General features: G+C 70.0%; 9 protein-coding genes. All 9 read right to left on the bottom strand.

The window, feature by feature from the left end; translation table 11 throughout:
• Nucleotides 1-2 precede the first annotated feature (2 nt).
• The 9 genes from H7J06_RS10520 to H7J06_RS10480 are packed head-to-tail and all read right to left on the bottom strand — an operon-like array spanning nucleotide 3 to nucleotide 11,940.
• Nucleotides 3-1,112 (bottom strand): adenylate/guanylate cyclase domain-containing protein, encoded by a 1,110-nt coding sequence (locus tag H7J06_RS10520; RefSeq protein ID WP_264038799.1) that lies wholly within the window; start codon nucleotides 1,110-1,112, stop codon nucleotides 3-5.
• Entirely contained in the window at nucleotides 1,112-3,379 is a 2,268-nt protein-coding gene (locus tag H7J06_RS10515; RefSeq protein ID WP_264038714.1) for an ATP-binding protein, read from the bottom strand. The genes H7J06_RS10520 and H7J06_RS10515 overlap by 1 nt, the downstream gene beginning before the upstream one ends.
• Before the next feature lie 53 nt (nucleotides 3,380-3,432).
• On the bottom strand, nucleotides 3,433-4,044 hold the full coding sequence (locus H7J06_RS10510) for an FHA domain-containing protein (RefSeq protein WP_264038713.1): 612 nt from the start codon (nucleotides 4,042-4,044) through the stop codon (nucleotides 3,433-3,435).
• A complete protein-coding gene (locus H7J06_RS10505; protein WP_264038712.1) occupies nucleotides 4,044-5,348 on the bottom strand; it encodes a VWA domain-containing protein in 1,305 nt (434 codons plus the stop codon). Before H7J06_RS10505 ends, H7J06_RS10510 begins: the two co-directional genes overlap by 1 nt.
• Nucleotides 5,345-6,382: a PP2C family protein-serine/threonine phosphatase gene (locus tag H7J06_RS10500; protein WP_264038711.1), complete on the bottom strand. Its 1,038-nt coding sequence runs from the start codon at nucleotides 6,380-6,382 to the stop codon at nucleotides 5,345-5,347. The genes H7J06_RS10505 and H7J06_RS10500 overlap by 4 nt, the downstream gene beginning before the upstream one ends.
• The gene (locus tag H7J06_RS10495; protein WP_264038710.1) at nucleotides 6,379-8,568 is read right to left on the bottom strand and encodes a serine/threonine-protein kinase; all 2,190 of its coding nucleotides are present in this window, start codon (nucleotides 8,566-8,568) and stop codon (nucleotides 6,379-6,381) included. The genes H7J06_RS10500 and H7J06_RS10495 overlap by 4 nt, the downstream gene beginning before the upstream one ends.
• The gene (locus H7J06_RS10490; RefSeq protein ID WP_264038709.1) at nucleotides 8,565-9,704 is read right to left on the bottom strand and encodes a hypothetical protein; all 1,140 of its coding nucleotides are present in this window, start codon (nucleotides 9,702-9,704) and stop codon (nucleotides 8,565-8,567) included. The genes H7J06_RS10495 and H7J06_RS10490 overlap by 4 nt, the downstream gene beginning before the upstream one ends.
• Nucleotides 9,705-9,709: 5 nt before the next feature.
• The gene (locus H7J06_RS10485) at nucleotides 9,710-10,672 is read right to left on the bottom strand and encodes a glutamate ABC transporter substrate-binding protein (RefSeq protein ID WP_264038708.1); all 963 of its coding nucleotides are present in this window, start codon (nucleotides 10,670-10,672) and stop codon (nucleotides 9,710-9,712) included.
• A complete protein-coding gene (locus H7J06_RS10480) occupies nucleotides 10,669-11,940 on the bottom strand; it encodes a GlnX family signal transduction membrane protein (RefSeq protein WP_264038706.1) in 1,272 nt (423 codons plus the stop codon). The genes H7J06_RS10485 and H7J06_RS10480 overlap by 4 nt, the downstream gene beginning before the upstream one ends.

Raw genomic sequence — 11,940 nt, 5'->3', positions numbered from 1 at the left:
AACTAGTTTCGTTTGAGTTCCGTGATGTTGTGGACCCGCACCGAGCGGCTGAATCCCTTGGGTGTGACGTCGCCGACCGGCTCGGCGACCGCGAGGTGCTCGGTGGCCGCCAGGACGCGGTCGGTGACCAGCACCTGCCATGGACCGGCGTCGCCGCACAGCCGGGCGGACAAGTTGGTCACGCTGCCGATTGCGGAGTAGTCGAAACGACTCTCGAACCCGATCCTTCCGAGCGTGGCGAAGCCCTGGGCGATGCCAATTCCCAGCGCCAGGTCGTGGCCCCGTCGACGCCATTGAGCCGCAAGCTCTCTCACGGCGTCACGGATGCCGATCGACATCCTCACCGCACGTTCGGCGGCATCGTCCTGCAGCACGGGATCGTTGAAGAACGCCATGATCCCGTCGCCGGTGAATCTCTCCAGGGTGGCCCCGTATTGGTGTACCAGCGATCCCATGGCGTGGTGATATTCGGCGAGCACCCCCATCACCTCCTCGGGCTCGCTGGCTTCGGCGAAGGGGGTGAAGTTCCGCAGATCGCAGAAGACGACCACGATCTCGCGACGATGACTCTGCAGCAGCGTCTCGTCGCCGACGACCAGGTCGGCCAGCTGCGGGGACAGGAACCGGCGAAGGCGGCTGGTGCGTTGGAGCTCCTCCACCTGCTCGGCCACCCGGGTTTCGAGTTCGGCGTTCCACCGCGCCAGCTCGTCGGCCTGACGTCGAATCGTGTCCTGGTACCGCTTGATCCGTGCCAGCGAGGCGACCCGGGCACACAGCTCGGCTTGGTCGAACGGTTTCATGACGAAGTCGTCGGCACCCGACTGCAGGGCGACCAGCCGCTGTTCGTTGCCGCTGGCCGTGACCATTACGACGGGGAGGAATTCGGTTGCGGGCGTAGCTCGTATCGCTCGGCACACGTCGTGCCCGTCCATGTCGGGCATCAGAATGTCGAGCAGGACCAAGTCGACGTCCTCGGTCTCGAGCAGGGCGAGGGCAGCTGGCCCCGACGAGGCGGTCAGCACGCGGTGCCCGCGTGGCGCGAGTACCGCGTCGAGGAGTCTCAGGTTGATCGGCTGGTCGTCGACGGCCAGCACCGTCACCGGCGCGTCCATCACGACGTCTCCACCTCGGACAGCGCTCCGACGCAACGCAATGCGTCGACGAGTTCGTCCCGCCGGATCGGCTTGAGCAGGTATGCGGCGGCACCGAGGGCGAGACCGCGGGGCCGGTCGTCGATCCTCGAGGCGACGATCAACGGGATGGCGGCGGTCGCCGGGTCCGCCTTCACCTGGGCGATCACCTGCCAGCCGTCGAGGCCCGGCAACCCGACCTCGAGCACGACCGCGGCCGGACGCACCGAGCGTATGAGCTCGAGCGCCCGCACCCCGTCCCACGCCCGCATCACCGCAGCCGGGAAGCCGTCGAGATAGGCCTCGACCAGATCCTGGGAGGCTGGGTCCTCGTCGAGCAGCACGATGACGGGCGGACCGCCGAGGCTGGGTGGGTCATCCTCGCGCCGGCGTTCCCGCAGCCCGGGCAGCGTAAAGCCGAACGTGCTTCCGACACCCAACGTGCTGTCCAGCCAGAGCCTTCCGCCGAACAGTTCGACCATCCGCCGGCACAGCGTGAGACCGAGGCCGGTGCCCTCCTCCTTGGGGTTTCCGCGGCTGCCCTGCTGGAAGGAGTCGAAGATCCGCACCTGGTCCCCCGGCGCCACCCCGGGTCCGGTGTCGGTCACCGTGACCACCAGCTCGGTTCCCTCGCGGCGGGCGTGGACGCCGACGCGGCCGCCGTCGGGGGTGAACTTGACGGCGTTGGACACCAGGTTCAGCAGCACCTGTGTGAACCGTCGTTCGTCGGCGTCGATCAGGTCGACGTCGTCGCCCACCTCGAGTGTCAAGGCGATGGCGTGACGCGTCGCCCGCTCCCGCTCCATGGTCAGCGTTGCCTCCATCGCACCGCTCACCGCGAACGTGGTGGGCTGCAGGGCCATGTGGCCCTCCTCGACCTTCGAGAGGTCCAGGATGTCGTTGACCAGCGCGACCAGATGCCGGCCCGAGTTCCAGATGTCGCGCAGGTACTCCTCCTGGCGGTCGTTGATCTCGCCGAACGTCCGGTCGAGGAGCACCTCGGAGAACCCGTTCACCGCGTTCAACGGCGTGCGCAGTTCATGGGACATGCTGGCCAGGAATTCCGACTTGTGCCGGCTGGCGACCTCCAGCTCGCTGGTCTTGGTCTCGAGTTCACGAAACAGCCGCGCGTTGACGATGGCGAGCGCGGACTGGCTGGCAAAGGTCTCGAGCAACGTGATGACGTCGCAGGGGAACGCACCCGTACCCCGCCGGCGGATCACCAGTACGCCCACGATCTTGTCGCCGCGCAGCATCGGGACGGCGAGCACGGAGCGCCACCCGTCGGCGAACAGCACCTCGAGGTGCGGGTCTCGCACCACCGCCGCGAGGTCGGCCACCTCGATCGGTCGTCGTTCGTGGGCCGTCCGGCCCACCAGCGTCGAGTCGCGGTCAATGGTGATGCCCCGAAGCCGTTGCAGCAGAATGGGACTCACACCGATGGCGTGGACGTGGAACGTGCCCGTCGTGTCGTCGTACTCCAGGATCGAGCCGCCGTCGGTCCGCAAGGTGATGTCGCCGAAGCCGCGGTTGGTGAGGCGCACGGCGTTTCCGACGATCTGGTGCAACACCACGTCGAGGTCCAGGCTCGAGCCGACCGCCTCACCGACCTCGCGTAGGGCTTCGAGCTGCTCCACCTTGCTGGTCAGCAGGGCCTCTCGGGAGGTGAGCGCCCGCATCAAGTTGGCCTGCCGCAACGCGAGGGCACCCTGGGCCGCGAACTCCTCCAGGCGTTCGCGCTCCTGGTCGTTGAAGGCCGCCACGTCGGTGCGCCACATGGACAGCACCCCGACGACCTCGTCCTCCAGGAGCATCGGCGTCGAGAGCAAGGTGCGGAAGCCGGTCAGCTTCTGCAGGTCCGAGCGTCCGTATTCGGCGTCGTTGAGCACGTCGGCGATCTGGTTGGTGCACTTGTCGGCGGCGGCCCGCCCGACCGTCGACGAGCGGTTGCGCGCGATCGGATGGTCGACCAGATACTCGCGGTACTCCTCGGGCGTGTCGCCGGAGACCCGCGAGACGCGGAACAGCTCACCGTCGGCGAGGAAGAGTTGTGCCGCCTTGGCGCCGCAGAGTCGCGCGGAGTATTCGACGACGATGTCGAGCACCGCGTCGGTGTTGGCGGCGTCCTTGCCGAGAGCGGCGAGGATCTCGCGGCTGGCCGCCGACTGATTGCGGGCGTCCTTCAGCTGATCGTGCACGCGGAACGACTGCCGCGACGTACGCGACGTGCGCTCGTTCGGCTCGGTCACTGTGCCCCCAAGTTGCCGGACCTAGGGACATTGTGAACCCGCCGTACGCGTTATTACTGCTGTTTCTCGATCTTGATGGTCGTCCACGCGCCGACGTGGATGCGGTCACCGTCGGACAGGGGGGTCTCGACCCCGTTGGCCAGCAGATCCTCGCTGCCGTTGAGGCTGGTGCCGTTGGTGGAGCCCAGATCGGTGATCGTCGGACCGCCGTCATGGATCCGCAGCACCGCGTGCTGCGTGGACACGCCACGGTCGGCGGGCTGCAGGCCGAGATCGATCTCGGGGGTGACGCCCTGATCGCGGTTGTGCCGCCCGATCAGCGCGGTGTCGCCCTGAATCGTGATGCGGCGTTCCGGGAAGAACTGCGGAAAGTCGACGCTGTCGGGTCCGCCTCGGGCCACCACGCGGTCGTAGAACTCCCGGTCGGCGCGCACCACCGCGGTCCACGTCACGGACGCCTGCACGGGCGTGGCCGGCGCGGGCAGCGCGGAGTCGTGGCCGCACGTCTCGCAGAAGCGTCCACTGATCGACGCCCCGCACGCGGGGCAGGCCTTCGCCGCGGCCGGCGGCGACGCGACCGGGGCGGACGGCGACCCGATCGGCGCCCCACACACGTCGCAGTAGTCCTCGGCGGCCGAGGTGTGTCCCTCTGCGCAGATCGGCATCAGGCGGGCTTCTCCTTCCGTACGCGGGCGGTCTTCGTCGACCGCGCGTCGAGCGCCATCTCGTCGGCCGCCGCCACCTCGCGTTTGAGGCGCGCCGTCCCCGTCCGCTGGTCGACGTCGATGACCTTGCCGAGTTCGGCGACCTTGTCGTCGTTGCCCGACTCCACGGCCAACTCCATGGCGCGCTGCAGTTTCGCCGTGGCGGTCGCCACGTCGCCGTCACGACGCGCCGCCAGCCCCTGCTGAACGGCGTCGGCCAACTCCGCCTGGCCGGTGTAGTGCGCCACCCGGCGGTTGATCCTCGCCGACAACGCCGTGTCCGCCGTCCACAGTGCGTTGACCAGGCCCTGACCCAGAACCTGTTCTCCCGCAACGACGGTCACCCTCGCGGCCAACTTCTCCTTGCCGGCCGCGGCCGGTTCGACGGCGACCTGGACGTGGTAGTCGCGATCCTCGGCTCCCCAGGAGCCCAGCGGGTATTCGCCGATCTGCGCACTCGTGTCCACCCGGCGGTCGGTCAGGTCCTCGACGGTCGGGGCGACCTGCTTGACGAACTCCACGGTGGCACCCGCGGGTGTCCACACCCGCAGGGTCAGATCGGGGATCGACTTGCCCATCGAGGCGCGCATCATCGCCGCGAAGTCCGCAGCGAGGTCGTCGGCGTCGGCGACGATGTCCACGGTGCCCATCAAGGCCGAGGAGATCGACCGCAATTCGTCGACGCGCCAGGCGGTTCCGACCCCGCGGCAGTCGCATGTGAACCGTCCGACGCTGAGCGCGATTTCCTGCTGCAGCTGTTCGGGCGTCTCGTGCTCGTCCTTGCCGTCGGTGAGCAGGATCGCGTGGGTCAGCGCGCCCGGATACCGGCCGACGACGTCACGGACGAACGCCAGCCACGTGCCCATCGCGGTGCCGCCGTAGGGGATCAAGCCGTCGACCGCCCACGCCGCCTCCTTCCTGGTCGACGCGCTCGCCCGCGTCGGCGTGCCGTCCGGCGGGTAGATCGCCGCCGCGCTGGCGGTTCCACAGACGACGACGAAGTACGTTCCGTCGCTGAGCTCGTCGATCGCGGCGAGGGTCGCCCGTTTCGCGCCGTCGAACTTGCCCGCAGGCTTGAGCATCGACGTCGAGCAATCGATGATGATGGCCTCCACGCGTTGGGTGGGCGCGCTCGCCACCGCGACGTCACTTCCGATGGTGATGCTGACGATCGCGTCGACCGTGCCCGACCCCTCGGGCAGGTACGGGTTGTGGTCGACGTCGACGGAGAACCCGGAGATGCCTTCTGGCCCAGCTGAACTCATGTAGTTCCTCCGATCGGAATCACTGCGACGGTGATGTTGTCGTCACCGCCGGCCTGCAGAGCGAACTCGGTGAGCGCCCGGGCCGCGGCGGTGGGGTCCTGCCCCGAGCAGAACCGGGCGATGTCGGCGGCGTCGGGCAGATAGTTCCACAGGCCGTCCGAACACAGCAGCAGCGATCCGGGTCCCGTCAGGGTGAGGGTCCGCACGCTCGAATCCGACCAGGGTTGCGCCTCGGAGTCGGCACCCAGCCACCGGGTGATGGTGTGCGCGCCCCGCTGCACGGCCTCCGAATCGGCGGCGGCTCCGGCCGTCACCAGCTCCTGGGCCACCGAGTCGTCGAGCGTGAGCTGTTGCGGTTGCGCGGGCGGTTCGGGCAGCCAATAGGCCCGGCTGTCTCCGACGTTGCCGACCGTGACCTGGACCGTCCCTTGGTTCTTCGCCACGACCGCCACACCGGTATAGGTGCACGACGGCGCGTTGTCCGGGTCGAGGCCGGCACCGGCGTCGGCGGCCGCCCTGGTCGCCGCGGCGAGCCCCGCGAGGACCGCGGCGTGCGTCGTACCGGCCGCGGCCAACGCCGCGACCATGCCCTCGACGCCGGCCGCGGACGCGGCGGCCGACGCCATCTGCGGCTCTCCGGAGCTGGACACTCCGTCGCACACGACGACGGCGCGCGCCGCCGGAACGCCGGGAACACCGGTCACCGTTCCCGCCGCGGCGGCGTCCTCGTTACGCGCGTGGTGCAGGCCGCGGTCGGTGACGAGGACGATGGCGCCGACGTGCGCCTCGTCGCGATCGGGTGCGGCGCGACGGTGGCCGCACCCGGTGCAGTAGCCGTCGGAGAATGCGTCGTTGCCGCAATCGGCACACGCTCCCTCGACCGGGCCCGGCCGCGGAATGGCCACCCTCTCGAACGTCGGTTCCGGCACCTCGAAGAGCGGCCCGCCACAGCTCTCACAGAACCGGTCCGACCCTCCGACCGGCGTCGCGCACGAGGGGCACGTGGCGGGCCCGTCGGTGATGGCCCCGGTCATACCCGTGTCCTCGGTCTGATCGCGTTGGCCTTCTCGACCAGGTCGATGCGCTCCCACACCCCCGAGGACTCGCGGGCCAGGTCGCGGTAGCAGCGCTCCATCCCCGTGCGCAATCCCGCCACGGTGAAGTCCGCGCCGAGCAGGCGAGGGACGGTGGTGCGCTGCCCGGCCTCCAGCCACCCGAGTGCGGCACCCAGCACGCGCAGCCGCAGCAACGCTCGCTTGGCGTTCGACTCCAGCGCCAGAGCGCTGGCTCGCCGGTCGACATCGACGAGGGTCTTTTCGTCCAGCTTCTCCGCCGGCTGCCCGTCAAGCAGGATCTCGATCGCGGCGGCGCCGGCATCGGTGAAATGCGAAGAGGCAGAAGGTATCTGGTCGAGCGCCGCGACGGCGCCGACCCGGTCTCCTGCGCGCTCTCGTTGCCGCGCCAGACCAAAGGCGGCGCTGACGTAGCCGCGGTCGGTCCGCCACACCATCTCGTAGTACCGCTGCGCGTCCTCGCGGGCGCCGCGCAGTTCGGCGGTGGCGGCGAGCGCCAGCTTGGGGGCGAGCTCACCCGGCAACGTGGCCAGAACGGTGTCGAAATCTGCTGCCGCCTGGTCGAATCGACCCTCGAGGAGGGCGCACTGCCCGCCGTACCACGACAGCCGCCAGTCCCCGGCGATCACCGGATCCAGCTCGGCGAGGCGGGCCCTGGCCTTGTCCAGGGCACCGAGCTCCAACGACGCGCGCACCAGCCGCAGCGGGACCTCGACCGACGTGCTGGCACCCTGGTTGGTGCCACCGCGGGCGAGGTCGAGGGCGTGCTCGAGCCGAGCGGGCGTGGTGCCGCTGGTGGTCGCCAGCAGCGCGGCGCCGGAGTCGGTCGGGTCGACCACGGGGACGGGCAGGGCCGCGATGATCCGGGCCGGCTTCACCGCTGCGTCTCGGCCGGCGCCGTACACCTCGCGCTGAGGGCTGAAGTAGCTCGACTGGCGTGGACGCGCGACTCCCGTGTCGGTGGCGGCGATTTCGTGCAGCACGCCGGTGAGCTGATCGGCCATCTCCTCGATCGAGGAGAACCGGCGCAGCGGGTCGACGTCGGTGGCGCGCAGGATCGCGCGGTGCAACGACTCGTACGTCGAGAGCACCGGCATGGTGTCGGGTCCGGGCAACTCGTCGACGAAGCGGCCGTGTGCCTGCGGCACGTCCATCACGAGCACGGCAAGGGTGCGCCCGACGGTGTAGACGTCACTGGCCACGGTGGGCCCGGTCTGGGCGATCTCCGGCGCCTGATAGCCGGCGGTCCCGAAGATCGCACTCTCCTCGTCGTCCATCGCGATGACCGCACCGAGGTCGATCAGCTTGAGCTGCTCGTCGGTCTGCATCACGTTGTCGGGCTTGAAGTCACAGTAGGCCAGGCCCTGGGCGTGCAGATAGGCGACGGCGGGCGCGATCTCGACGAGGTAGGCGACGGCTTGGTCGGGTGGCAGTGGCGCGTTGCGGGCCTTGCGGATCTGCTTGAGCGACGTGCCTCCGACGTACTCCATGACGATGTAGCCGACGGGGGCCGTCGCCCCAGCGTCCAGGTGTTCGACGAAGTTGTAGATCCGGACGATGTTCGGATGCTCGACCTCGGACAGCGTGAGCACCTCGGCCGCGGCGGCTGCCATCGCGTCGGCGTCGGTGGAGTTGATCAGACCCTTGAGCACCACCCAGCGGTTGTGCACGTTGCGGTCGACGGCGAGATAGATCCAGCCGAGTCCACCGTGCGCGATGGCACCCTGCACCTCGTACTGTCCCCCGACCAGGTCGCCGCGAGACAGCTTGGGCACGAACGAGTATCGGGTGCCGCACTGGGTGCAGAAGCCCTCGACCCGGCCCGGGTGTCCGTCGGTGCCGCGCCCCACGGGCTTGCCGCAGTCGGTGTTGCCGCAGAACCGGCTGCCCTCGGGCACCTTGGGGTCGGTCAGGATGGCCGCCGCGGGATCCCCCTTCGGAATCCTCGGCATGGTCACCACACCGGCGCCCAGCCGACCGCGGGTGCTGGACGACCTCGACGAGCCGGTCCGCGCCGAGCCCTTCGACCGTGCGGTGGGCCGACTCGCCACGGTGGCCCTCGACCCCGGCGTGGGCGGGGCGGTGCCACAGACGTCGCAGTATCCGTCGACGACGGTCCCGGTGCAGCCCGGTTCGGCGCAGGTCATCTCGCGCTCCCCTGTTTCTCGACCAGCAACTCCTGGTAGTCCGCGACCGCCCTGGTCACGGCACGCAGATCGCACGGTTGCCGGTGTAGCAGACCGGAGGCAATGCGGCTGCACGCCAGCAGGTCTCGATCCTCGCCGAGGTCGAGCCTGGCGGCCTTCGCCTGATAGGCCGTCAACCGCCCCTTCAGTTCGACACGGCGATCCAGCAGTCCCTGGGCCAGCTCCTCGTCCTCGGCCACGACGCGCTGCGCGGTCGCTATCCGCTGCCGGAGTGACCGCAGCGCGGCTGGATCCGGTGAGGTGATCGCACCGAGCTCCGCGCGTAGCGCCGGCTCGGCGTCGGCGTGCACCGGGAGCGGACCCGAGACCACGTCACGCTCGGCCTGGGCGCGGACGTGAACCAGCCGCTCGGTGCCGGCGCGCAGCGCGTCGAGCCGCGCCGCGGTCTCGGCGAGCGCGTGGGGCCAATTCGACCGCAGTGCAGCCAGTTCGGCGAGTTCGGCCGATCTGCGCTCCACCTCCGTGGCGATCACCCGAATGCGCGCCTCCACGTCCTGGGACGTCAGCGACAACGGATCGGTCGCCGACACCGCCAGCAGGTCGCCCACCTCGTCGGGGAAGGTCGCCCCCGCCTCGTCGAGGCGCTGCTGCAGCGGTCCGAGCCGGTCGGCGATCAGCGAGTTGACGCCGTCGACGTCGTCGAGGAAGTCCACGACGGCGGGGTACGCATTGCGCAGGTGTGCGGCCATGTCGGCCAAGCCCACGTAGTCGACGGTCTCACCGGGTCCGGTGATCACCCTCTGCGCCAACGGGATTCGTTCACGCGAGACCTCGAGCGGGCGGTCGCGCAGCCACCTGGTCAACTCGCGGCGGTCGTCGTCGTCGAGCTTGGAGCGCCGGGCCCGCAGGGTCTTCGCCGACTCCAGGATCGACGTCATTCGGGCCACGTCCTGCCACAGCCCGTCGAGGGACGTCTCCACCTGCGCCCACCGTCGCGCCGTCTCGCCGGCGGGCGGATAGCGTCGCACGTGCTGCAGGCCGGGATGGTCGTCGAGTTCCAGAAGCGTGGCCGAGGCCGCGTTCACCTCGTCGGTGCGCGCCCGGAGTTCGCGATCGATCTCCTCGGTGGTCAGCATCGTGGTCAATCCTGGTACCGCGCGGTCGGCGGGCCGGGCGAGGGTCCAACCTGTTGCAGGTTGGCCTGATACAGACGCTCCCACGTGCCGTCCTCGCGCATTTGCGCGAGGGCGCCGTTGACGAAGCGCACCAGGTCCTGGTTCTCCAGTTTGACGCCCACTCCGTACGGTTCGTCGCCGATGCTGGCTCCCACCAGCTCGAGGTTGTTCCGGTCCTGGGCCAGCAATCCGGACAGGACGACGTCGTCGGTGCTGATGGCGTCGACTTGGCCTTGTTGGACCATGACGAGGCAGTCGGTCCACTGCCCCACGCCGTAGAGGGTCGGCCGTGGGTTGAGCGCGTACAGCGCGGCCAGCGAGGTGGTGCCCGTCACCGCGCACACCCGCTTGCCGGAAAGGTCTGCGGCACTGTGGATTCCGGAGTCCTTCGTCGCCAGGATGCGCTGCTTGGCGATGTAGTAGGGGGTGGAGAAGGCGACCTTCTTCTTCCGGTCGCACGTAATCGAGTAGGTGCGGACGACCAGGTCGACCTGCCCCTCCTGCAGCGCCGTCTCCCGCTGCGCCGCGGTGACCACCCGCAGGTCGGCCCGGTTGGGGTCACCGAAGATGCTGCGCGCCAATTCGCGAGCCAGGTCGACGTCGAAGCCCTCGAGCTGCCCGGTGGCCGGGTTACGCGAGCCAAACAGGTTGGTGGACTGGTCGACGCCCACGACGAGGCGGCCACGCGCCAGGATGTCGGCCATCGTCGAGCCGGGCGGCATGGCCCCTGGCGCGGGTTGCGGACCGGGGCGCAGACTCGCCTCCCGGTCGCAGTCCGCGGTCGCGGCGGTCGGGGCGGTGGTGACCTCCGATGCACCACCGGGCATGGCGTTGACGGGGGTGACCGTGACCGACGCCGGCGACCCCGGGGTCCCACACGCCGCGGTGAGGCCGACGGCGAGCAGTGCCGCGGCGATGCGCGCCTTCACAGGAACTCCTTGAGCCGCGGCCACAGACCCGCGACGGCGGCCGCGGCGGCGAGCACCATCAGCACCAACGTGCCGGTAGGACTCCACGACAGGCTGCTGCCTGCCGCGCCGACGTCGTCGCGCAGGGTGGTGCGGGTCTGCTCGATGGCGTCGTTCAACGTCGTCTCGACGGCGCCGAACTGCGCTGCCGAGCCGCCCGGATCGGGTCCGATGGCCTGGGCAAGCGCTCCGGGATAGTCACCGCTCTGATAGAGCTCGACCTGCTTGCCGTGGCTGGTCGTCCACGCGGCGACGAGGTCGGACGCCACGGGCTCGTCGCGGAGGAGGGCGGTCAGCTGGCCGATGCGGTCGCCGAAGGACTTCTCCCCCGCGGTGATGTCACCGCGCGAGATGAGCTGGAGGGTCTCGTCGGTCCTGGCCTTTTGGGCGAGGACGCGGGCGTCGGCGAGCTCTTCGAACCGATGTGTGCCGTCGCGGCGGCTCAGCTCGACGCCGTGCGCCGCGAACCCGTTGGCCACCACGATCCACCCGATCACCAGCACGACGGCGACCGCCGCGGCCACCAGTCCCCGGTTGAATTGCCGGTTGGTCCGCCCGACGAGGATCCACGAGCCGACGACGACCAGGACCAGGACGATGGCCAGCAGCACGAGCCCGACCCAGGGCAGCGCGGCCACCGCGCGCTGGTCGTCGTCGACCGCGGCGAGGGCTCCGGTGTAGACCCGCTCGGCGCTGGGCAGCATCGAGGTCTGCATCGACGAAGACGCTTCCCGGAAGTAGGCGGCGCCGACCGCGAAGCCTTGCCGGTTGTTGGCCCGGGCCGACTCGACCTGCCCGGTGTAGGCAGCCAGCTCGGCCGAGATTTGCGCCAGCGCCGTGCGCGTCTGCGCGTCGCTCGCGCCCAGCGTGGCGTCGGTCAACGCCTCGGCGGCGTCGGCGAGGGCCTGTTGGTAACGCGCCCGCATGGGGGCCGTCTCGAGCCCGCCGGACAGATACTCGGTCGCAGCGGCCGCGTCGGCGGCCGAGAGTGCGGCATAGAGCTTTTGCGCGGAGTACGCGAACGGCTCCGAGTGGTCGAGGATCCGATCGCTGGTGGCGATGCGACCGTCGAGCTGTCCGCCGACGACGACGCCGGCGATCACACACGACGCCGCGACGACGACGGCAACCAGACCGATCACGCCGGGGGTGGTGCGGGCGAATCGCCGCAGCCACCCCGCGGACGCCCGCGCGTCCAGCGCGGACTGCAGGACCGGCGTCGTGGTCAT

The organism is Mycolicibacterium hodleri (assembly GCF_025822245.1).
Lineage (GTDB): Bacteria > Actinomycetota > Actinomycetes > Mycobacteriales > Mycobacteriaceae > Mycobacterium > Mycobacterium hodleri.
Note: the sequence above shows the minus strand (reverse complement) of the source record. Positions and strands in the feature narration are given on the sequence as shown.